General features: G+C 67.7%; 19 protein-coding genes and 1 tRNA gene. 12 read left to right on the top strand and 8 right to left on the bottom strand.

What is annotated here, in order from left to right:
* Nucleotides 1-39: 39 nt before the first annotated feature.
* The 6 genes from WJ12_RS15645 (at nucleotide 40) to WJ12_RS15620 (ending at nucleotide 4,231) form a co-directional block, all read left to right on the top strand.
* Nucleotides 40-115: transfer RNA gene (locus WJ12_RS15645), tRNA-Phe, on the top strand.
* Between the two features lie 350 nt (nucleotides 116-465).
* Nucleotides 466-1,200: a 7-cyano-7-deazaguanine synthase QueC gene (gene queC, locus WJ12_RS15640; RefSeq protein WP_059561481.1), complete on the top strand. Its 735-nt coding sequence runs from the start codon at nucleotides 466-468 to the stop codon at nucleotides 1,198-1,200.
* A gap of 75 nt (nucleotides 1,201-1,275) precedes the next feature.
* On the top strand, nucleotides 1,276-1,908 hold the full coding sequence (gene queE, locus WJ12_RS15635; protein ID WP_034190231.1) for a 7-carboxy-7-deazaguanine synthase: 633 nt from the start codon (nucleotides 1,276-1,278) through the stop codon (nucleotides 1,906-1,908).
* A gap of 18 nt (nucleotides 1,909-1,926) precedes the next feature.
* Nucleotides 1,927-2,379: a 6-carboxytetrahydropterin synthase QueD gene (gene queD / locus WJ12_RS15630; RefSeq protein ID WP_006482561.1), complete on the top strand. Its 453-nt coding sequence runs from the start codon at nucleotides 1,927-1,929 to the stop codon at nucleotides 2,377-2,379.
* Nucleotides 2,380-2,696: 317 nt separating this feature from the next.
* A complete protein-coding gene (locus tag WJ12_RS15625; RefSeq protein ID WP_034190232.1) occupies nucleotides 2,697-3,482 on the top strand; it encodes an HpcH/HpaI aldolase family protein in 786 nt (261 codons plus the stop codon).
* Nucleotides 3,479-4,231 (top strand): tetratricopeptide repeat protein, encoded by a 753-nt coding sequence (locus WJ12_RS15620; protein ID WP_059561484.1) that lies wholly within the window; start codon nucleotides 3,479-3,481, stop codon nucleotides 4,229-4,231. Before WJ12_RS15625 ends, WJ12_RS15620 begins: the two co-directional genes overlap by 4 nt.
* 82 nt (nucleotides 4,232-4,313) lie before the next feature.
* Here the strand turns inward: WJ12_RS15620 and rodA are convergent, their stop codons facing one another.
* The 5 genes from rodA to WJ12_RS15595 all read right to left on the bottom strand — a co-directional run bounded on the left by rodA (nucleotide 4,314) and on the right by WJ12_RS15595 (nucleotide 10,596).
* On the bottom strand, nucleotides 4,314-5,462 hold the full coding sequence (gene rodA, locus WJ12_RS15615; protein ID WP_034190234.1) for a rod shape-determining protein RodA: 1,149 nt from the start codon (nucleotides 5,460-5,462) through the stop codon (nucleotides 4,314-4,316).
* Nucleotides 5,463-5,473: 11 nt separating this feature from the next.
* Nucleotides 5,474-7,756 carry a penicillin-binding protein 2 gene (gene mrdA, locus WJ12_RS15610; RefSeq protein WP_034190235.1) on the bottom strand — a complete coding sequence of 761 codons (2,283 nt, stop codon included), beginning with the start codon at nucleotides 7,754-7,756 and terminating at the stop codon, nucleotides 5,474-5,476.
* A 94-nt stretch (nucleotides 7,757-7,850) separates the two neighbouring features.
* Nucleotides 7,851-8,363 carry a rod shape-determining protein MreD gene (mreD, locus tag WJ12_RS15605; RefSeq protein WP_006482567.1) on the bottom strand — a complete coding sequence of 171 codons (513 nt, stop codon included), beginning with the start codon at nucleotides 8,361-8,363 and terminating at the stop codon, nucleotides 7,851-7,853.
* On the bottom strand, nucleotides 8,360-9,427 hold the full coding sequence (mreC, locus tag WJ12_RS15600; protein WP_034190236.1) for a rod shape-determining protein MreC: 1,068 nt from the start codon (nucleotides 9,425-9,427) through the stop codon (nucleotides 8,360-8,362). Before mreC ends, mreD begins: the two co-directional genes overlap by 4 nt.
* A gap of 125 nt (nucleotides 9,428-9,552) precedes the next feature.
* Complete coding sequence (locus tag WJ12_RS15595) at nucleotides 9,553-10,596, bottom strand: rod shape-determining protein (RefSeq protein WP_004189550.1); 1,044 nt, start codon at nucleotides 10,594-10,596, stop codon at nucleotides 9,553-9,555.
* Nucleotides 10,597-10,963: 367 nt separating this feature from the next.
* Between WJ12_RS15595 and gatC the strand changes: the two genes are divergently transcribed.
* From gatC to WJ12_RS15570, 5 genes are all read left to right on the top strand, one after another.
* Nucleotides 10,964-11,263 carry an Asp-tRNA(Asn)/Glu-tRNA(Gln) amidotransferase subunit GatC gene (gene gatC / locus WJ12_RS15590; protein WP_034190237.1) on the top strand — a complete coding sequence of 100 codons (300 nt, stop codon included), beginning with the start codon at nucleotides 10,964-10,966 and terminating at the stop codon, nucleotides 11,261-11,263.
* Nucleotides 11,264-11,332: 69 nt separating this feature from the next.
* A complete protein-coding gene (gatA, locus tag WJ12_RS15585; protein ID WP_034190238.1) occupies nucleotides 11,333-12,823 on the top strand; it encodes an Asp-tRNA(Asn)/Glu-tRNA(Gln) amidotransferase subunit GatA in 1,491 nt (496 codons plus the stop codon).
* A 3-nt stretch (nucleotides 12,824-12,826) separates the two neighbouring features.
* Nucleotides 12,827-14,302 carry an Asp-tRNA(Asn)/Glu-tRNA(Gln) amidotransferase subunit GatB gene (gatB, locus tag WJ12_RS15580; RefSeq protein ID WP_034190239.1) on the top strand — a complete coding sequence of 492 codons (1,476 nt, stop codon included), beginning with the start codon at nucleotides 12,827-12,829 and terminating at the stop codon, nucleotides 14,300-14,302.
* Nucleotides 14,303-14,420: 118 nt separating this feature from the next.
* Nucleotides 14,421-15,260: a polyphosphate kinase 2 family protein gene (locus tag WJ12_RS15575; protein ID WP_059561486.1), complete on the top strand. Its 840-nt coding sequence runs from the start codon at nucleotides 14,421-14,423 to the stop codon at nucleotides 15,258-15,260.
* 41 nt (nucleotides 15,261-15,301) lie between these two features.
* The gene (locus tag WJ12_RS15570; protein WP_034190241.1) at nucleotides 15,302-16,075 is read left to right on the top strand and encodes an exodeoxyribonuclease III; all 774 of its coding nucleotides are present in this window, start codon (nucleotides 15,302-15,304) and stop codon (nucleotides 16,073-16,075) included.
* An 86-nt stretch (nucleotides 16,076-16,161) separates the two neighbouring features.
* Here the strand turns inward: WJ12_RS15570 and WJ12_RS15565 are convergent, their stop codons facing one another.
* Entirely contained in the window at nucleotides 16,162-17,214 is a 1,053-nt protein-coding gene (locus WJ12_RS15565) for an NAD(P)-dependent alcohol dehydrogenase (protein WP_034190242.1), read from the bottom strand.
* Nucleotides 17,215-17,441: 227 nt separating this feature from the next.
* Between WJ12_RS15565 and WJ12_RS15560 the strand changes: the two genes are divergently transcribed.
* Entirely contained in the window at nucleotides 17,442-18,386 is a 945-nt protein-coding gene (locus WJ12_RS15560; RefSeq protein WP_059561489.1) for an AraC family transcriptional regulator, read from the top strand.
* 9 nt (nucleotides 18,387-18,395) lie between these two features.
* On the opposite strand, the gene WJ12_RS15555 is transcribed toward WJ12_RS15560, so the two are convergent.
* Nucleotides 18,396-19,448, bottom strand: coding sequence for a M48 family metallopeptidase (locus WJ12_RS15555; protein WP_034190244.1), 1,053 nt, complete (start codon nucleotides 19,446-19,448; stop codon nucleotides 18,396-18,398).
* Complete coding sequence (locus tag WJ12_RS15550) at nucleotides 19,438-20,859, bottom strand: AmpG family muropeptide MFS transporter (RefSeq protein WP_059561492.1); 1,422 nt, start codon at nucleotides 20,857-20,859, stop codon at nucleotides 19,438-19,440. The genes WJ12_RS15555 and WJ12_RS15550 overlap by 11 nt, the downstream gene beginning before the upstream one ends.
* Between the last annotated feature and the right edge of the window lie 70 nt (nucleotides 20,860-20,929).

The raw sequence follows: 20,929 nt of genomic DNA, 5'->3' as shown, positions 1-20,929 counted from the left end.
CTCAGGTACGAATAGCTCGATATACTTTCATTCTTCGTTGGCCCGGTAGCTCAGTTGGTAGAGCAGCGGATTGAAAATCCGCGTGTCGATGGTTCGATTCCGTCCCAGGCCACCAGCATTTAAAACCCCAAGAATCGGAAGGTTCTTGGGGTTTTTCGTTTGTGGTGGGTATCGCGTGTCGTGGGCGGCATGGCCGGCAGCATTCGCAGGGGCATGATAAAATCCGTGCCCGCTCAATGACTTAGCGCATCGCTTCACGCGCACGGCAGGCTGCGAAGCGCACGCCGCCGCGGCATGCGGCAACGATGCTGCGCGATGGACGGTATAAGCGCGCCGCCGCGTTCGCGGCCGACCGCGCTGCCTATACTGGTCGAGCCGGCGCGGGCCGGCCGCGTCGGGCCGCCCGGCGGCAGCCGGCCCAGGGTCGGAGCGCGACGCGAGCCTACACATTCACGGAGTATCACGGTGACTCGGACAGACGCTAAAGACGGCGCGCTCGTGTTGTTTTCCGGCGGGCAGGACTCAGCCACGTGCGTGGCATGGGCCCTCGAACGCTACCAGACGGTCGAGACGCTCGGCTTCGATTACGGCCAGCGCCATATCGTCGAGCTCGAATGTCGCGAAGGCGTGCGCGAAGCGCTGAAGCGCGATTTTCCCGCATGGTCGGACCGGCTCGGCGACGATCACATGATCGACCTGTCGGTGCTCGGCGCGATCAGCGATACCGCGATGACACGCACGATCGAGATCGAGACGACGGCGAACGGCCTGCCGAACACGTTCGTGCCGGGCCGCAACCTGATGTTCATGACGATCGCCGCGGCGATCGCCTATCGCCGCGGGCTGCGCGTACTGGTCGGCGGGATGTGCGAGACCGATTTCTCGGGCTATCCCGACTGCCGCGACGACACGATGAAGGCGCTGCAGGTTGCGCTGAATCTTGGGATGGATACGCGCATGGTGCTCGAGACGCCGCTGATGTGGCTCGACAAGGCACAGACCTGGCAACTGGCCGAGCAGCTCGGCGGCGAAGCGCTCGTCGAACTGATCCGCGTCGAGACGCACACGTGCTACGTGGGCGAGCGCGCGGAACTGCACGACTGGGGCTTCGGCTGCGGCGAGTGCCCGGCCTGCAAGCTGCGCAAGCGCGGCTACGAGGCTTACCTGAAGGGCGAGCGGGTGACCGAAGCGCCGCTGTGACGCGGATGCGCCGGCAGCGCCGCATGAATAACGGATTCTGATCGACAACGAGCGGCGCGAGCCGGACGAAGCACGATGACTTACGCGGTCAAGGAAATTTTCTACACGTTGCAGGGCGAGGGCGCGAATGCGGGCCGGCCGGCCGTGTTCTGCCGGTTCGCCGGCTGCAACCTGTGGTCGGGCCGCGAAGAGGATCGTGCGGAGGCCGTGTGCCGCTTCTGCGATACCGACTTCGTCGGCACCGACGGCGAGAACGGCGGCAAGTTCAAGGACGCCGATGCGCTCGTCGCGACGATCGCCGGCCTGTGGCCGGAGGGCGAGGCGCACCGCTTCGTCGTCTGCACGGGCGGCGAGCCGATGCTGCAGCTCGACCAGCCGCTCGTCGACGCGCTGCACGCGGCCGGCTTCGAGATCGCGATCGAGACCAACGGCTCGCTGCCGGTGCTCGAATCGATCGACTGGATCTGCGTGAGCCCGAAGGCCGACGCGCCGCTCGTCGTCACGAAGGGCAACGAGCTGAAGGTCGTGATCCCGCAGGACAACCAGCGGCTGGCCGACTATGCGAAGCTCGACTTCGAGTACTTCCTGGTCCAGCCGATGGACGGCCCGTCGCGCGACCTCAATACGAAACTCGCGATCGACTGGTGCAAGCGTCATCCGCAGTGGCGGCTGTCGATGCAGACCCACAAATATCTGAACATTCCCTGAGCCCCGGCTTTTGACATCGTGCTGATTACCCGAAAACTCGAATTCGACGCGGGCCACCGCATCCCCGATCACCGCAGCCAGTGCAGGAACCTGCACGGCCATCGCTACGTGCTCGAAATCACGCTGCGCGGCGATCTCGTCGATACCGAGGGGGCGCCCGACCGCGGCATGGTGATGGATTTCGCCGACGTGAAGGCGCTCGCGATGGAGCACCTCGTCAGCAAGTGGGATCACGCGTTCCTGGTCTATGCGCGCGACGAGGTCGTGCGCTCGTTCCTCGAGCAGATGGCCGACCACAAGACCGTCGTGATCGACCGGATCCCGACCGTCGAGAATCTCGCCGCGATCGCGTTCGACCTCCTCGCGAACGTGTACGACGCGCACTACGGCGTGAACCTGCGCCTCGAGCGCGTGCGGCTGTACGAAACGCCGAACTGCTGGGCCGACGTCGAGCGCCAGCCCGGCCGCTGATTTTCCTTCCCGGCAGCCCGCGCCGGCCGGTGCGGGCTGCCCGTCACCGTGCCGTGCGGCTTCGACCCGCGCCGGCGCCGCATCCCGCCTGTTCCCACATTCCGCGTAACCGCGCGCTATGATCGTCGAGTGGCACTGGACACGATGCCCGTGCGCCGTCGTACGGCATGCGCTGTCAGATCGTCTGCCTGTCGCCGACTAACGATTCCAGGGGCGATCCTGGTGCCGCCGCCGTGCCGCACTGCACGACGGGTTGCGTCCCGCCTCGCCTGTTGCTTGTCCCGTTCGATTGCCGTTCCGTCCAGGAGGCCGTATCGATGAGCACGCTCACCAATTCCCTCAAACAACGCCTGCGTGATGGCGACGATCCGCTGTACGGCCTGTGGCTGTCGCTCGGCAGCGAGTCGGCCGCGGAAGCGCTTGCGCATGCCGGCTACGACTGGCTCTGCATCGACATGGAGCATGCGCCGAACGACAGCCGCGACGTGGCCTCGCAGCTGCGCGCGATCGCGGCCGCCCACCTGCCGAGCGAGCCCGTTGTGCGGGTGCCGGCGCGCGAGCCGTGGCTCGTGAAGCGCGCGCTCGACGCCGGCGCGCGCACGCTGATGTTCCCCGGCATCGAGACGCCCGACGAAGCCGCGCACGCGGTGCGGCTCACGCGCTATCCGTCGCCCGATTCGCCCGACGGGCTGCGCGGCGTCGCGGGCATGGTGCGCGCGGCGGCATTCGGCATGCGCCGCGATTACGTGCAGACGGCGAACGCGCAGGTCGCGGTGATCGTGCAGATCGAATCGGCGCGCGGTGTCGACGAAGTCGAGCGGATCGCGGCGACGCCGGGCATCGACTGCCTGTTCGTCGGCCCGGCCGATCTCGCGGCGAGCCTCGGGCATCTCGGCGACATCCGCCACCCGGACGTCGAAACCGCGATGGCGCGCGTGCTGGCGGCCGGCCGGCAGGCCGGCGTCGCGGTCGGCATCTTCGCCGGCGACACGGCGGCCGCGCGCCAGTACCGCGAGGCCGGCTACCGGATGATCACGGTGTCGGCCGACGTGAGCTGGCTGTTGCGCGCGACGCGGCAGGCATTGCAGGAGGTACGGTCATGAACGGCGGCAGCGGTGAATGCGGCGCGCGCGCGCGGATCGGCGTGATGGTCGGCCTGTGGGCCCTGTGTATCGCGGCGGCCGCGCAGGGCACGCCGCAAGCGAAGCCCGATCCGTCGCGCGAGACGCAGTCGGCGGTCGCGGACTACAACGCCGGCGATTATCGCGCGGCGCTGGTGCAGTTCCACGACGCGGCCGAGCGCGGCGATCGTCTCGCGCAATTCAACTACGCGATGATGCTGCTGACGGGCGAGGGCGTGACCGCGAACGTCGACGAAGGGTTGCGCTGGCTGAAGCGCGCGGCCGACGCGAACATGTCGCATGCGCAATACGTGTACGGCCGGATGTTCGACGACGGCGAGTTCGTCGCGCGCGACCCGGCCGAAGCGCATCGCTGGTTCCTGCGGGCGGCGAAGCAGGGGCACGTGCAGGCCGAGCTGTCGCTCGCGAACCAGTTCCTCGACGGGCGCGGCACGCCGCGCGACAACCGGCAGGCGTTCGGGTGGTACAAGCAGGCCGCCGACGCCGGCGAGCCGACCGCGCAGTACGTGACCGCGTCGTTCTACGAGCGCGGCGGCGACGGCGTCGCGCAGAACCTGAACATCGCGCGGGCGTATTACGCGGCGGCGGCCGCGCAAGGCGACGAGACGGCCGGGCTGAAATTCAAGGAGCTGAGCGCGCGGCTGAAGTCGCAGGGGCCGGCACCGGGCGGCGCGGCGGAGCCGGGCGGGCCGCACGCGCCGCCGCCATGAGCGCACGCGGCGTTGTGGTCCGCTCCATGAAAAACGGCGCCCCGGAGCGCCGTTTTCCTCGACCGCGGGGCAGGCCGCGCGGTCAGCTCTTCATCAGCCGCCGCTGCCGCCCGACGCTCATGATCATCCCGATCGCGATGCCGAGCGTCGTGAGCGCGGTGCCGCCGTAACTCATGAACGGCAGCGGCACGCCGACGACCGGCAGCACGCCGCTCACCATCCCGATGTTGACGAACGCGTAGACGAAGAACGCGAGCGTGAGCGAGCCCGCGAGCAGGCGGCCGAACAGCGTCGCGCCTTGCGCGGCGATGTAGAGCCCGCGCGCGATCAGCGCCATGTACAGCGTCAGCAGCACGAGCCCGCCGACGAGCCCCCATTCCTCCGAGAACACCGCGAAGATGAAGTCGGTGTGCTTTTCCGGAATGAATTCGAGGTGCGCCTGCGTGCCTTTCAGATAGCCCTTGCCGAGCACGCCGCCCGAGCCGATCGCGATCACGGCCTGGATCGTGTGGAAGCCCTTGCCCAGCGGGTCGGAGGTCGGGTCGAGCAGCGTGCACACGCGGTGCTTCTGGTAATCGTGCATCAGCGGCCACTGCACGTCCGGCTGGCAGATGCGCTCCTCGAACACCGCGATCGAGCCGACCGCGATCACGCCCGCGACGAGCACCGGCACGATCAGCTTGAACGACAGGCCGGCAAGGTAGATCACGAAGAAGCCGGCCGCGAACACGAGCAGGCCCGTGCCGAGGTCGGGCTGCTTCGCGATCAGCCCGACCGGCACCATCAGGATCCCGAACGCGGCGACGAAGTCGTACCAGCGCAGCCCGCCCTCGCGGCGCTGGTAGTACCACGCGAGCATCAGCGGTGTCGCGATCTTGAGGATTTCGGACGGCTGGATCACGACGCCGACGTTCAGCCAGCGCTTCGCGCCCTTCTTGGTCATCCCGAACAGCGCGACCGCAATCAGCAGCGCGACCCCGAACGTATAGAGCGGGACCGCGAAGCGCATCAGCGTGGTCGGCGGAATGTTGGCGATCACCCACATCAGCACGAAGGTCAGCAGGATGTTGCGCAGCTGATCCTCGACGCGGCCCGGCATGTCGATCGATGCGCTGTACAGCGTGACGATGCCGACGCACAGCAGCAGGAACACGATGAGGGCGAGCGGGCGGTCGAAGCCCGCGAACATCTGCTTGATCTTGTCGAGCCAGGCGCGCTTGTCGAATTGCATGCCTTTCTCCGTTAATGAGCGGTGCCGGCGTCTGCCGCTTTCGCGGGGGCCGTCGCACGGTGGTTGTCGTCCCGCGGCGCGGCGGCGAGCGGCTGCGCATCGCTGGCGGGCCGGCGCGGCCGGTGCGGGCGCCGGATCGGCGGCAGGCTCGCGGCCCTCGGCGCCGCGGCGCTCGCGTCGGCCGGCTGGGCCGCGCTGGCGGCTGCGTCCGATGCGGCGGCGGCCGAGGCAGCCGATGCCGCATCCGCCGCGCTGGCCGCGGTCGGCACGACCGGCTGCGGCAGCGCCTTGAAGCCGGCCGCGACGGCAGCGGGCTTGGTCGCATCGCCGATCACCGGTGCGCTGATGGGTTCGGTCGCCGACGCGGCGGCCGCCACGGCCGCCGCCTCGTTCTTCGGGTTCTGGCGCTCGACCAGGTAGTAGTCGAGCACGCGGCGTGCGATCGGGCCGGCGGCCTGCGCGCCCCAGCCGCCGTTCTCGACGACCAGCGCGATGGCGATCTGCGGGTGGTCGACCGGCGCGTACGCGATGAACAGCGCGTGGTCGCGCAGGTGCTCGGCGAGCAGGTGGCCCTTGTAGTTCGAGCCCTGCAGCGAGAACACCTGCGCGGTACCGGTCTTGCCGGCCGCGAGGTACGGCGCGCCGCGGAACACCTTGTACGCGGTGCCGGACGGGTTCTCGATCACGTTCTCCATCCCGCGCTTCACGACGTCGATGTCGGCCGCCTTGAGCGGGATCACCTCGCTTTCCTTCGGCACGGTCAGGTGGCGCGCGCGCGTGATCGGATCCTCGACTTCCTTCACGAGGTGAGGCTTCATCACGACGCCGTTGTTCGCGAGCGTCGCCGTCGCGTGCGCGAGCTGCAGGATCGTGAACGAGTTGTAGCCCTGGCCGATCCCGAGGCTGATCGTTTCGCCGTCGAACCACTTCTGCTGCGCGGCCTTCTTGAACGCCTTCTTCTTCCAGTCGGTCGACGGCAGGATCCCGCGCGCCTCGCCCTGGATGTCGATCCCGGTGATCTGGCCGAAGCCGAACGGCTTCATGAAGTTCGCGATCGCGTTCACGCCGAGGTCGCGCGCGAGCATGTAGAAGTAGGTGTCGTTCGACACCATGATCGCCTTGTTCATGTCGACCCAGCCCTGGCCCGAACGCACGTCGTTGCGGAACGTGTGGCCGCCGAACGTGAAGTAGCCGGGATCCTGGAAGCCCCAGCCCGGCGTGCGCTTGCCGAGCGTCAGGCCCGCGAGCGCCATGAACGGCTTGTAGGTCGAGCCGGGCGGGTAGGTGCCGTGCAGCGGGCGGTTCAGCAGCGGCTTGTCGGGCGAGTTGTTCAGCTCGTCCCAGGTCTGCTGGTCGATGCCGTCGACGAACGAGTTCGGGTCGAAGCTCGGCGACGACACGAACGCGAGCACGTCGCCCGTTTTCGGTTCGATCGCGACGAGCGCGCCGCGCTTGCCGGCGAACGCCTGCTCGGCGACCTGCTGCAGCCCGATGTCGAGGGACAGCACGAGGTTGTTGCCGGGCGTCGCCTGCGTGCGCGACAGCGTGCGCACCGGCCGGCCGCCGGCCGTCACCTCGACTTCCTCGAAGCCCGTCAGCCCGTGCAGCTCGGTCTCGTAGCTCTGCTCGACGCCGATCTTGCCGATGTAGTCGGTGCCCTTGTAGTTGTTCGCGTCGCGGCGCGGATCGTAGTTTTCCTGGTCGCTGTCGTTGTCGTCGCTCATCGCGTCGATGCGATCCTGGTCGCGCTTCGAGATCCGGCCGATGTAGCCGATCACGTGCGCGGCCGTCATGCCGAGCGGATATTGCCGGAACAGCCGCGCGCGCACGTCGACGCCGGGGAAGCGGAAGCGCTGCGCGGTGAAACGCGCGACTTCCGCGTCGGTGAGCCGCGTGCGGATCGGCAGGCTCTCGAAGTTCTTCGAGTCTTCCTGCAGCTTCTTGAAGCGGCGGCGGTCGCGCGCGTCGATCGGGACGATCTCGGACAGCTTGTCGATCGTGTTGTCGAGCGTGTCGTCGAGCTTCGACGGCGTGATCTCGAGCGTGTACGCCGAATAGTTCTTCGCGAGGATCACGCCGTTGCGGTCGGTGATGATCCCGCGGTTCGGCACGATCGGCGCGACCGAGATGCGGTTCTCCTCGGCCTGCAGCGCGTATTTGCCGTGCTGCATCAGCTGCAGGTAGAAGAAGCGGCTCGCGAGCAGCCCGAAGCAGACGAACACGAACACGCCCGCCGCCGCGACGCGCAGGCGGAACTTCGAGAGCTGCTGTTGGGTGTCGTTGAATTCGGTCATGCGGTTAGGGGCGGTCTGGCCCGCGCGGGCGGGCGAGGTGCCGCCCCTGGGCGCAACGGGCGTGGGGGCGGCGGGTATTCAAGGTCGGTCCGGCTCAGATGGGGCGCGTGTCGTCCGGATCGACCGGGCGGCGTTGCGGCATCAGCAGCAGGTGGCTCGCGATCGGCCACAGCGCGGCTTCGACGAAGCCGTCGACGAGGTAGCGCCAGCCCGGGAACGCCGCGCCCATCAGCAGACGGATCACGAACGGCACGAGCTGCGCGACGACGAGCAGCGGCGTGACATACAGCACCTGCACGCCGATCGGCATCCACAGCACGCGGCGGTGGATCGTGATCGCGCCGTACGACAGCAACGTATAGGCGAGCGCGTGCTCGCCGAGCAGCCCCGCGTCGTGCACGTCCATCAGGATGCCGAGCGCGAACGCGACGCCCATCCCGACCTTGCGCGGCTGATGGATGTTCCAGAACAGCAGCACGAGCGCGACGAAGTCGGGCACGCCGGGCAGGCGGCCCCACGGCATCAGGTTCAGCAGGAACGCGGCGGCGAGGCTGAAGACGATGAAGTACGGATTGACCGGCTGCAGGATGTATTGCGGGCGGTTCATCGCTGGGCTCCTGGTTGCCCGGCCGCGGGCTTCGCGGGCGCGGCGGCCGGCCTGGCCGGAGCGGCGGGCGCCGCCGGTGCAGGCTTCGCGGCCGGCGGGGTCGCGGCGGCCGGCTTCGCGTTCGCGTCGGTTTTCTCGCCCTTCTCGCCCTTCGCGGCGGCTTTCGCGCCCTTCTTGCCCTTCGCGTTCTTGTCGGCGGCCGGATCGGGCTCGGCCGGGCGCGGCGGGATGTCGTTCTGGTAATGCAGCACGAGCATCTGGCGCGCGCCGCGCACGGCGGCGATCGGCGCGCAGGTCACGCGTGCGAATGCGGTATCGGCGAGCTTGTCGACGCGCGCGACCTTCGCGACCGGCAGGCCGGGCGGATAGACGCCGTCGAGGCCGCTCGTGACGAGTTCGTCGCCGGCGACGAGATCCGCGCTCGTCGGCACGAAGCGCAGGTCGAGCGAATCGCCCTTCGGCGTGCCGTAGATCACGCTGCGCAGGCCGGTGCGCAGCACCTGCACGGGAATCGCGAGATCGCGGTCGGTGACCAGCGTGACTTCGGCCTGCAGCGGGAACACGCGCGTGACCTGGCCGATCACGCCGTCCTCGCTGACGACGGGCGAGCCGTTCTGGATGCCCTGTTGCGAGCCTTGTCCGATCACGATCTTCTGCGTGAACGGATCGCTCGTGTCGTACTGGATCTCGACCGGCGTCGATTGCGTCGCGATGTGCTGGCGCAGCTCGAGCACCGCGCGCAGGTGCGCGTTTTCCTGCGTGAGCACGGCGGCCTGGTTGGCCTGCGTGGACAGCTGCAGGTTGCGTTTGCGCAGATCGTCGTTCTCGTGGCGCAGCGACGCGCCGGTGACGGCGATGTCGGCCGCGCCCATGAACAGGTCGCGCGGCACGAGCGCCGCGCGCTGCAGCGGATAGAGCACGGTGCCGAGCACGCCGCGCACGATTTCGAGCGTGCTGAAGCGCGCGTCCGACACGAGGAGCGCGATGGCGAGGGCAACGAAGAAGATGAGCCGCGCGAGCGCGGGCGGACCTTGCTTGAAGAGGGGCGGCGGACTGTATTCCATGGTCGGCGCCGGGCGCGTGTGATCGGTTAAATGATGCTCAGACGCGCAAACGGCGCGGCGGTTCGTTCTGAACGAGCGATCCGGCCACGCCGCGGGTGCGTCATGTCAGGGAACTGCCTAGACGATCACTCGTACGAGAAGATGCTGCCCAGCTTGTCCATGCGCTCGAGCGCCATGCCCGAACCGCGCACGACGCAGGTGAGCGGATCTTCGGCGACGAGCACCGGCAGGCCGGTTTCTTCCGCGAGCAGGCGATCGAGGTCGCGCAGCAGCGCGCCGCCGCCCGTCAGCATCATCCCGCGTTCGGCGATGTCGGCGCCGAGTTCCGGCGGCGTCTGCTCGAGCGCGATCTTCACCGACGACACGATCTGGTTCAGCGGATCGGTCAGCGCCTCGAGGATTTCGTTGCTCGAGATCGTGAAGCTGCGCGGAATGCCTTCCGACAGGTTGCGGCCCTTCACTTCCATTTCCTTGACTTCGGAGCCCGGGAACGCGGAGCCGATTTCCTTCTTGATCGCCTCGGCGGTCTGTTCGCCGATCAGCATCCCGTAGTTGCGGCGGATGTAGTTGACGATCGCCTCGTCGAACTTGTCGCCGCCGACGCGCACCGAACCCTTGTACACGATGCCGCCGAGCGAGATCACGCCGACTTCGGTCGTGCCGCCGCCGATGTCGACGACCATCGAGCCGGTGGCTTCCGACACCGGCAGGCCCGCGCCGATCGCGGCCGCCATCGGCTCCTCGATCAGGTAGACCTGCGATGCGCCGGCGCCGTGCGCGGCTTCCTTGATCGCGCGGCGCTCGACCTGGGTCGAGCCGCACGGCACGCAGATGATGATGCGCGGCGACGGCGAGAACATGCGCGATTCATGAGCGGTCTTGATGAACTGCTTGATCATCTGCTCGGTGACGGTGAAGTCGGCGATCACGCCGTCCTTCATCGGGCGGATCGCCTCGATGTTGCCCGGCACCTTGCCGAGCATCTGCTTGGCTTCCTTGCCGACCGCCTGGATCGTCTTCTTGCCGTTGGGGCCGCCTTCCTGGCGGATCGACACGACGGACGGCTCATCGAGGACGATGCCCTTGCCGCGCATGTAGATCAGGGTGTTTGCGGTGCCGAGGTCGATCGCAAGATCGTTGGAGAAGTAGCTGCGCAAAAAACCGAACATTCAGAATCCTGTTTCGCTCTGGGCCGGCCCTGCTTAGCGGACGCTGAGGGCGGCAGCGGAAAAAATAACAGCCTCGGGAAGCGTGGCGGAAGCGGCCGCCGCGGCGCACGAAGCTGCGAGTGATGTCTACCGGGGATCGCACGAAGCACGCACGGCTTGCCGAAGCGGGGCGAAACGGTGCGGGAAAAGGCTGCCGGGTTTGGGTCGAACGCGTAATGATACCTTATAATTTCACGGTATTTGAATCGAAACGGGCGGTATTTTTGCCGCTTCGGCCCCGATTTTTGAGGGTGGGATCGCACCCTCCAACCCCCCGCCGCAGCGCTGCTTTCGATGCGCTGCGCAGCCTTGTTTTTCCGGTGATCGCATGGCCCTGACCCTGACCGATGTGAAACGCATCGCGCACCTCGCGCGACTCGAAATGGCCGACGCCGACGCCGAGCACATGCTCGGCCAGCTCAATGAATTCTTCGGGCTCGTCGAGCAGATGCAGGCGGTCGACACCGCCGGCATCGCGCCGCTCGCCCACCCGATCGAACAGATCCAGCAAGTCGCGCAGCGCCTGCGCGACGACGCCGTGACGGAAGTCGTCAATCGCGACGACAACCAGCGTCCGGCGCCGGCCGTCCAGGACGGCCTCTACCTCGTGCCGAAGGTGATCGAGTAAGCATTCGATGACAAGCGCGCCGGCCGCCCTGCGCCGCGCGCCACCCAGAATTCCCAGGAAAACCACTCAATGCACGCAAAAAGCCTCACTGAACTGCGCGCCGCGCTCGCCGCCAAGGAGTGCTCGGCCGTCGAGCTCGCGCAGCTCTACCTGAAGCGGATCGACGCCGCACGCGACCTGAACGCGTTCGTCCAGGTCGACGCCGACCTGACCCTCGCGCAGGCGAAAGCCGCCGACGCGGAACTCGCGCGCGGCGCGGGCGGCGCGCTCACCGGCCTGCCGATCGCGCACAAGGACGTCTTCGTCACGCGCGGCTGGCGCTCGACCGCCGGCTCGAAGATGCTCGCGAACTACGAGAGCCCGTTCGACGCGACCGTCGTCGCCCGCCTGCAGGCGGCCGGCATGGTCACGCTCGGCAAGACCAACATGGACGAGTTCGCGATGGGCTCGTCGAACGAGAATTCCGCGTTCGGCGCGGTGAAGAACCCGTGGGACACGAACGCCGTGCCGGGCGGCAGCTCGGGCGGCAGCTCGGCCGCCGTCGCCGCGCGCCTCGCGCCGGCGGCAACCGGCACCGACACCGGCGGCTCGATCCGCCAGCCCGCGTCGTTCGCGGGCGTGACGGGCATCAAGCCGACCTACGGCCGCGTGTCGCGCTACGGGATGATCGCGTTCGCGTCGTCGCTCGACCAGGGCGGCCCGATGGCGCAGAGCGCGTCCGACTGCGCGCTGCTGCTGAACGGGATGGCCGGCTTCGACGAGCGCGACTCGACGAGCCTCGAGCGCGACGACGAGGATTTCACGCGCCACCTCGGCCAGCCGTGGGCGGCCGGCAACGATGCGGGCAAGCCGCTCGCGGGCCTGCGTATCGGCCTGCCGAACGAGTATTTCGGCGACGGCCTCGCCGACGACGTGCGCGCGGCGATCGACGCGGCGCTGAAGCAGTATGAGGCGCTCGGCGCGACGCTCGTGCCGGTGTCGCTGCCGAAGACGGAACTGTCGATCCCCGTGTACTACGTGATCGCGCCGGCGGAAGCGTCGTCGAACCTGTCGCGTTTCGACGGCGTGCGTTTCGGCCATCGTGCCGCGCAGTACGGCGACCTGCTCGACATGTACAAGAAGTCGCGCGCCGAAGGCTTCGGCCCCGAGGTGAAGCGCCGCATCCTGGTCGGCACGTACGTGCTGTCGCACGGCTACTACGACGCGTACTACCTGCAGGCGCAGAAGATCCGCCGCATCATCGCGAACGATTTCCAGGAAGCGTTCAAGACCTGCGACGTGATCATGGGCCCGGCGTCGCCGACGGTCGCATGGGATCTCGGCGCGAAGGGCGACGATCCGGTGCAGATGTATCTCGCGGACATCTACACGCTGTCGGTGAGCCTCGCCGGTCTTCCCGGCATGAGCGTGCCGTGCGGCTTCGGCGCGGGCGCGAACGCGAAGCGCCCGGTCGGCCTGCAGATCATCGGCAACTATTTCAACGAAGCCCGGATGCTGCAGGTCGCCGACGCGTTCCAGCGCGCGACCGACTGGCACAAGCAAGTTCCGGCAGGGGTGTAAGCAATGGCTACTCAATGGGAAGTCGTCATCGGTCTCGAGACGCACGCGCAACTGTCGACCGTCTCGAAGATTTTCTCGGGCGCGTCGACGCAGTTCGGCGCCGAGCCGAACACGCAGGCCTGCCCGGTCGACCTGGCGCTGCCGGGCGTGCTGCCGGTGCTGAACCGCGGTGCGGTCGAGCGGGCGATCCGCTTCGGCCTCGCGATCGGCTCGACCATCGCGCCGCGCAGCATCTTCGCGCGCAAGAATTATTTCTACCCCGATCTGCCGAAGGGTTATCAGATCAGCCAGTACGAGATTCCGGTCGTGCAGGGCGGCCGGATCACGATCCAGGTGCCCGCCAACGAGAAGGCCGGCAAGCCGGCCTACGAGAAGACGGTCAACCTGACCCGTGCGCATCTCGAGGAAGATGCGGGCAAGTCGCTGCATGAGGACTTCGCCGGGATGACGGGGATCGACCTGAACCGCGCGGGCACGCCGCTGCTCGAGATCGTCACCGAGCCGGAAATGCGCAGCGCGGCCGAGGCCGTCGCGTACGCGAAGGCGCTGCACGGGCTCGTCGTGTGGCTCGGCATCTGCGACGGCAACATGCAGGAAGGCTCGTTCCGCTGCGATGCGAACGTGTCGGTACGCCCGGTCGGCCAGGAGAAGTTCGGCACGCGCGCGGAAATCAAGAACCTGAACTCGTTCCGGTTCCTCGAGGAAGCGATCAACTATGAAGTGCGTCGCCAGATCGAGCTGATCGAGGACGGCGGCGAGGTCGTGCAGGAAACGCGCCTCTACGATCCGGACAAGCGCGAGACGCGTTCGATGCGCAGCAAGGAAGACGCGCACGACTACCGCTACTTCCCCGACCCCGACCTGATGCCGCTCGTGATCGGCCAGGACTGGATCGAGCGCGTGCAGTCCGGGATGCCCGAGCTGCCGGCCGCGATGCAGCAGCGCTTCGCCGACGAGTACGGCGTGTCCGCGTACGACGCGGGCGTGCTGACGTCGAGCAAGGCGATGGCCGCGTATTTCGAGTCGGTGGTCGCGAAGGCCGGCGCGGCGAACGCAAAGACCGTCGCGAACTGGCTGATGGGCGACGTGTCGTCGCAGCTGAACCGCGACGGCATCGAGATCGACGCGATCCCCGTGTCGGCCGCGCAGCTCGCGCTGTTGCTGCAGCGCATCGCCGACGGCACGATCTCGAACAAGATCGCGAAGGAAATCTTCGCGACGATCTGGGACGAGAAGGCGACCGACGAAGGCGCGGCCGACCGCATCATCGACGCGAAGGGGCTCAAGCAGATCTCCGACACCGGCGCGCTGGAAGCGATCATCGACGACGTGCTCGCGGCGAACGCGAAGTCGGTCGAGGAATTCCGCGCGGGCAAGGAAAAGGCGTTCAACGCGCTGATCGGCCAGGCGATGAAGGCGACCAAGGGCAAGGCCAATCCGCAGCAGGTCAACGAACTGCTGAAGAAGAAGCTCGGCTGAGCATGACCGCGCGCCTGAACCGCGCTTGACGACGGGCCGCCTCGAACCAGTTCGGGGCGGCCCGTTGCGTTTGGCGGATGCGTTATCGTATGCGCCACACCGTCCAACGGAGGAACGAATGGCGAAACAACCGTCTCTCGACGATTTCCGCGTGCCTGAATTCACGCGCGAGAAGGAAGCCGCCGCATTCAAGCTCGATGCGTTCGACCCGGCCGCGAAGCCGTTTTCGTCCGGCTCGAAGGACGCCGACCGCGAACGCCTGTCGGCCGTGTCGACCGAGCTCGACGTCCAGCAGGAGCGCCTGCACACGCAGCAGAAGAAGCGCGTGCTGCTCGTGCTGCAGGGGATGGACACCAGCGGCAAGGACGGCACCGTGCGCGCGGTGTTCCGCGAGGTCGACCCGCTCGGCCTGCGCGTCGTGTCGTTCAAGGCGCCCACGCCGATCGAGGCCGCGCACGATTTCCTGTGGCGCGTGCACGCGCAGGTGCCGGCCGCGGGCGAGCTCGCGATCTTCAACCGCAGCCACTACGAAGACGTGCTGGTGCCGCGCGTGCTCGACGCGATCGACGCGAAGGAGTGCGAGCGCCGCTACCGGCAGATCCGCGATTTCGAGACGATGCTGCACGAAAACGGCACGACGATCGTCAAGTGCTTCCTGCACATCTCGAAGGACGAGCAGCGCGCGCGGCTGCAGGCGCGCATCGACGATCCGACCAAGCACTGGAAGTTCGACATCGCCGATCTCGATGCGCGCAAGCACTGGGACGCCTACCAGTCCGCATACCGCGACGCCCTCGCCGCGACGTCGGTCGAGCATGCGCCGTGGTACGTGATCCCCGCGAACTCGAAGACGCACCGCAACGTGATGATCGCCGAGCTGCTGCTGCGCACGATGACCAACATGAAGCTGGAATTCCCGCCGCCGAAGCCCGAGCTCGAAGGCGTGAAGATCCGTTAAGCTGCCACCCTGTAAAAACATCGAACTGAACGGAACCCGACATGATGCGAGTGATTACCGCCAACCTGAACGGCATCCGCTCCGCCGCGAAGAAGGGCTTCTTCGACTGGCTCGGCGAACAGAACGCCGATTGCGTGTGCGTGCAGGAAATCAAGGTATCGGCCGACGACCTGCCGGCCGAATTCGTCGAGCCGCACGGCTTCAAAAGCTATTTCCACCACGCCGAGAAGAAGGGCTACAGCGGCGCGGGCGTGTACAGCCGCCGCGAACCCGACGACGTGATCATCGGCTTCGGCAGCAGCGAATTCGATGCCGAAGGGCGCTACGTCGAGGCGCGCTACGGCAAGCTGTCGGTCGTGTCGGTGTACGTGCCGTCCGGTTCGAGCGGCGAGGAGCGCCAGCAGGCGAAGTACCGCTTCATGGACGAATTCATGCCGCACCTCGCGCAGCTCAAGAAGAAGCGCGAGGTGATCCTGTGCGGCGACGTGAACATCGTCCACAAGGAAATCGACATCAAGAACTGGAAGAGCAACCAGAAGAACTCGGGCTGCCTGCCGGAAGAGCGTGAATGGCTCACGAAGCTGTTCGACGACGTCGGTTATGTCGACGTGTTCCGCACGCTCGACCCGCGTCCCGAGCAGTACACGTGGTGGAGCAATCGCGGCCAGGCGTACGCGAAGAACGTCGGGTGGCGGATCGACTACCAGATCGCGACGCCGGGCGTGGCCGGTACCGCGAAACGCACGTCGATCTTCAAGGACATCAAGTTCAGCGATCACGCGCCGCTGACGATCGACTACGACTACGCGAAGTGATTGCCGGCGCTGCGCCGCGTGCGCAGTCGCCGAATGCGAAACGGGCCGCATGTCGAACATGCGGCCCGTTTCGTTTGAGGCGGGGCTTACTGCTTGATCGACGCCATGTCGATCACGAAGCGGTACTTCACGTCGCTCTTCAGCATCCGCTCGTAAGCGGCATTGATCTGCTGCATCGGAATCGTCTCGATATCCGACGTGATCCCGTGCTGCGCGCAGAAGTCGAGCATTTCCTGCGTTTCCGCGATCCCGCCGATCAGCGAGCCCGCGAGGCGGCGGCGCTTGAAGATCAGGTTGAACACCTGCGGCGACGGGTGATCGTGTTCCGGCGCGCCGACGAGCGTCATCGTGCCGTCGCGCTTCAGCAGGTGCAGGAACGGGTTCAGGTCGTGCTGCGCGGCGACCGTGTTCAGGATGAAGTCGAAGCTGTTCAGGTGCGCGTTCATCTGCGCTTCGTCCTTCGAGATCACGACTTCGTGCGCGCCGACGCGCTTGCCGTCCTCGATCTTCGACGGCGACGTCGTGAACAGCACGACGTGCGCGCCCATCGCGCGCGCCAGCTTCACGCCCATGTGGCCGAGGCCGCCGAGCCCGACGATGCCGACCTTCTTGCCGGGGCCGACGTTCCACTGCCGCAGCGGCGAGTAGGTCGTGATCCCCGCGCACAGGAGCGGCGCGGCGCCGGCCGGGTCGAGCGTGTCCGGCACGCGCAGCACGAACGCCTCGTCGACGACGAGTTGCGTCGAATAGCCGCCGTACGTGACGTCGCCCGTCACGCGATCCTGGCCGTTGTAGGTGCCGACGAAGCCGTTCTCGCAATACTGCTCGAGCCCTTCGGCGCAGCTCGGGCAGGTGCGGCACGAATCGACGAGGCAGCCGACGCCGACCAGCTCGCCGACCTTGAAGCGCGAGACCTGCGGGCCGGTCGCCGTCACGCGGCCGACGATCTCATGACCCGGCACGACCGGGTAGATCGTGTTGCGCCATTCGTTGCGCGCCTGGTGCAGGTCCGAGTGGCAGACGCCGCAGTAGAGGACGTCGATCTGGACGTCGAGGTCGCGCAGCGCGCGACGCTGGAATTCGAACGGGGCGAGCGGCGACTGCGAATCGGTCGCCGCGTAGGCATAGGTAGTGCTCATGCGATGGGCTCCTTGTCCGGAACGGATCCGGCGAAACAGACTGCCGTCGCATCATGTGGCGATGCGGCGAGGCAGGACGTCATCGTAAGGATCGCGGCGCGCCGGCGAAATACACGAAGGTCTCGAAGATTTGCCTATTCCTCTTGAACTGCACGCGAACAGCCGTCAAAACGCGTGCAGGCTGCTACATTGCAAGCCAGATTCTCTTGCCGCGCAGGACCACGCCGATGAGCTTCCAACCCCTTTTGGCCGACGCGGGCGACCGCGTGCAGCGCCGCATGATCGAGCTGCACACGCATCTCGCGCCGAACGAGGGCGATACGCTCGCGGCGCTCGACGGCGTGCGCCTGATCCGCGTGAGCCGTCCCGTGCCGCGCCTGCCCGTGCTGTACGAACCGAGCATCATCGTCGTGTGCCAGGGGCGCAAGCTCGGCTATCTCGGCGACCGCTCGTTCGTCTACGACGCGCAGCAGTACCTGGTGCTGTCGGTGCCGCTGCCGTTCGAATGCGAGACCTTCGCGAGCATGGACGAGCCGTTTCTCGCGATCTCGATCCGCGTCGACCTCGCGGTGATCGCCGAGCTCGCGATCCTGCTCGACGAGACGCTCGGCGCGGCCGTCAGCGAACCGCTCGGCGTCTATTCGACGCCGCTCGACGCGCCGCTGGCCGACGCGGTCGTGCGGCTGCTCGAAGCGCTCGCATCGCCGCACGACACGCGCGTGCTGGGGCCCGCGATCATGCGCGAGATCGCCTATCGCGTGCTGACGGGCGAGCAGGGCGACGCGATGCGCGCGGCGCTCGTGCAGCAGCATCACTTCGGCCGTATCGCGAAGGCGCTGCGGCGCATCCATGCGGAACTGAACGCCGACCTCGACGTCGAGACGCTCGCGCGCGAGGCCGGAATGAGCCTCGCGGTGTTCCACGCGCAGTTCAAGCACGTGACGGCGACGTCGCCGATGCAGTACGTGAAGGCCGCGCGGCTGCACCAGGCGCGGCTGATGATGGTGCAGGACGGGATGGGCGCCGGCACGGCGGCCGCGCGCGTCGGTTATGCGAGCGCGTCGCAGTTCAGCCGCGAGTTCAAGCGGCTGTTCGGCCGCAGCCCCGGTGACGAGGTGCGCTGGATGCGTGAAAGCGGGGTCCGCCCGGTCGCGACCGGGGTGGGCGCGTAGCGTTCGGCGTTACCCGGCGGCGCGCCGGACGACCTTGCGCCGTTGCGCGCTGATGCCCGCATAGTCGGGCAGCGCGTCGACCCGCTTGCCGATCGCCTTCGCATACAGCGGAATCAGGTCGGGCAGCCGGTTCAGCAGGTCCTGGCGTCGCGCGGTGCTGTACGGGTGCGTGTAGATGAAGCCCGTCGCCTTGTTCGCGCGCGTCGCGACCGCGAGCTTGTCCCACAGCGTGATCGCGGCGCGCGGATCGAAGCCCGCGCGTGCGGCGATGTCGCCGCCGATCACGTCGGCTTCGGTCTCGTCGGTCGGCTCGTAGTGAAGCGACTGCAGGCGCTCGCCGAGATTCAGCGCCTGCGGCAGCGGATCGCCGACGCCGAACAGCGGCGGCAGCGCGGCCGCCCGCAGCGACGTCTGCGACGTCGCGCTGAAGTTGCTGCGCGCGTGTTCGCGCAGCGCGTGCGCGATGCCGTGCGCGAGCAGCACGCCGAGCTCGTCGTCGTTCAGGCGGATGCGGTCGAGCATGCCGCCGTACACGAGCACCTTGCCGCCCGGCAGGCAGGTCAGGCGGATGTCGCGCGAGCGGATCGCGTTGACGTCCCAGGCCCAGCTCTTCACGCGGTCGTTCCACTTCACCGAATACGGCGCGAGCTTCGCGACGATCGCGCGCAGGCGTTTCACGCGCGGCTGGTTCGCGGGCAGCAGCCGGTTGCTGTCGGCGGCCGTCTGCACGATCTGCGCATATTCGTTCGCGGTGAGCTGTTCGAGCAGCGGCGACGGGATCAGCGTGCGGAACGCGATCGCGTTGCCGTAGCGGACCTGCTGCTGAGGCGTTTGCGCATACGCCTTCGCCGGCGCGGCGGCGCCCGTCGGCTGCGCGGCTTCGGCGGCGGACGGTGCCGCGGGCGCGGCGGAAGTCGCCGGCGCGGGCGGTGCGGCAGGCCCGGAGCCCGCCGCGGTCGCGGCGGCGTCGGATGCGTGCGCGAACGACGCCGCAAGTGCCGCGGCGCCGATGCTCAGCGAGGCCGCCGCGCGCGCGACGCGGTGCAGGCGGTCACTGCGCACGGCTGGCCTCGCCGTTGCGGGCGGTACCGTTCCACGGCGCGATCTTGAACAGCAGCAGCATGCCGGGAATCGCGAGCGCGGTACACACGATGAAGTAGTCGAACCAGCCGATCTTCGCGACGATGAAGCCGCTCGCGGCCGACGCGAGCGTGCGCGGCACCGACGCGAGGCTCGTGAACAGCGCGAACTGCGTGGCCGTGTAGCGCGGGTCGGTCGTGCTCGCGATATAGGCGACGAACGCGGCCATCGTCAGGCCCGTCGTGAAGGTTTCGAACCCGTAGACGATCGCGAGCGCGACCGTCATCGGGCTGAATTGCGGCGCGACGGCGATGCCGAACACCGACAGCGCCGATGCGATCGCATGGCTCGTCGAGACGGTGAAGTCGTACAGCATCGCGAGTACCGGCGAGCCGGGGCCGAGCTGCGCGAGCCACGCGAAGCCGAGCGTCGACACCATCTGCAGCGCGCCGAAGATCCACAGCCCGCGACCGATGCCGATCTTCACGAGCCAGATGCCGCCGATGATGCCGCCGGCGACGCTCGCGACGAGCGCGGTGGTCTTCGCGACGATGCCGATCTCGGTGCGCGAGAAGCCGATGTCGAGGAAGAACGACGTCGACAGCGTGGTGGCCATCGTGTCGCCGATCTTGAACAGGAAGATGAACGCGATGACGAGCAGCGCGCCGGCCCAGCCGTCGCGCTGGATGAATTCGCGGAACGGCAGCACGATCGCGTCGCGCAGGTTGCGCGGCGGCGTGCCGACCACTTCGGGCTCGCGCACGAGCAGCGTCATCAGGATGCCCGGCAGCATGAACGCGCCGGTGAGCGCGAACACCGCGTCCCACGGCATGTGGTCGGACAGGATCAGCGCCAGCGAGCCGGGGATCAGCGCGGCGAGCTTGTACGCGTTCACGTGCACCGCGTTGCCGAGGCCCTGCTCGGTGTCGCGCAGCAGCTCGCGGCGGTACGCGTCGATCACGATGTCGGAGCTCGCGCCGAAGAACGCGACGAGCGTCGTGAGCGCGGCGACCGTCCAGATCGAGTCGCGCGGCGACACGAAGCCGAGCGCGGCGATCGCGCCGGCGACCAGCACCTGCGTGAGCAGCATCCAGCCGCGCCGGCGGCCCGGCCGCCAGCCGGGCAGGCGCGGGATGTAGCGGTCCATCAGCGGCGCCCACAGGAACTTCCACGTATACGGGAACTGGATCAGCGCGAACAGGCCGATTTCCTTCAGGTTCACGCCCTCGGAGCGCAGCCATGCCTGCACCAGGTAGACGAGCGTGAAGAGGGGCAGGCCTGACGTGAAGCCGAGGAACACGCAGATCAGCATGTGCGTGTTCAGATAGGCTCGCCAGCCGGGGTGATCCTCGTGAGCGGTGAGTGCGGGCGCCTCGTGTGGCGTTTTCGACATGGACTGGAACTGGGTAGCGTTGACTGATTGCGGCGGCAGCGCGCGGCGGGGGCGGCGCGGGCCGGGCCCG

The sequence above is a fragment of the Burkholderia seminalis genome (assembly GCF_001718535.1).
Classification (GTDB): domain Bacteria; phylum Pseudomonadota; class Gammaproteobacteria; order Burkholderiales; family Burkholderiaceae; genus Burkholderia; species Burkholderia seminalis.
This window is presented reverse-complemented; position numbering and strand designations above follow the sequence as displayed.

Bases quoted from the DNA above. Each gene is read 5' to 3' on its own strand.
- WJ12_RS15620 (WP_059561484.1), top strand. From the start codon at position 3,479: ATGAACGGCGGCAGCGGTGAATGCGGCGCGCGCGCGCGGATCGGCGTG.
- mreD (WP_006482567.1), bottom strand. From the start codon at position 8,363: ATGAACCGCCCGCAATACATCCTGCAGCCGGTCAATCCGTACTTCATC.
- rodA (WP_034190234.1), bottom strand. From the start codon at position 5,462: ATGCAATTCGACAAGCGCGCCTGGCTCGACAAGATCAAGCAGATGTTC.
- gatB (WP_034190239.1), top strand. From the start codon at position 12,827: ATGGCTACTCAATGGGAAGTCGTCATCGGTCTCGAGACGCACGCGCAA.
- queE (WP_034190231.1), top strand. From the start codon at position 1,276: ATGACTTACGCGGTCAAGGAAATTTTCTACACGTTGCAGGGCGAGGGC.
- mrdA (WP_034190235.1), bottom strand. From the start codon at position 7,756: ATGACCGAATTCAACGACACCCAACAGCAGCTCTCGAAGTTCCGCCTG.
- WJ12_RS15560 (WP_059561489.1), top strand. From the start codon at position 17,442: ATGAGCTTCCAACCCCTTTTGGCCGACGCGGGCGACCGCGTGCAGCGC.
- WJ12_RS15550 (WP_059561492.1), bottom strand. From the start codon at position 20,859: ATGTCGAAAACGCCACACGAGGCGCCCGCACTCACCGCTCACGAGGAT.
- WJ12_RS15575 (WP_059561486.1), top strand. From the start codon at position 14,421: ATGGCGAAACAACCGTCTCTCGACGATTTCCGCGTGCCTGAATTCACG.
- WJ12_RS15565 (WP_034190242.1), bottom strand. From the start codon at position 17,214: ATGAGCACTACCTATGCCTACGCGGCGACCGATTCGCAGTCGCCGCTC.
- gatC (WP_034190237.1), top strand. From the start codon at position 10,964: ATGGCCCTGACCCTGACCGATGTGAAACGCATCGCGCACCTCGCGCGA.
- gatA (WP_034190238.1), top strand. From the start codon at position 11,333: ATGCACGCAAAAAGCCTCACTGAACTGCGCGCCGCGCTCGCCGCCAAG.
- WJ12_RS15570 (WP_034190241.1), top strand. From the start codon at position 15,302: ATGATGCGAGTGATTACCGCCAACCTGAACGGCATCCGCTCCGCCGCG.
- mreC (WP_034190236.1), bottom strand. From the start codon at position 9,427: ATGGAATACAGTCCGCCGCCCCTCTTCAAGCAAGGTCCGCCCGCGCTC.
- WJ12_RS15595 (WP_004189550.1), bottom strand. From the start codon at position 10,596: ATGTTCGGTTTTTTGCGCAGCTACTTCTCCAACGATCTTGCGATCGAC.
- WJ12_RS15625 (WP_034190232.1), top strand. From the start codon at position 2,697: ATGAGCACGCTCACCAATTCCCTCAAACAACGCCTGCGTGATGGCGAC.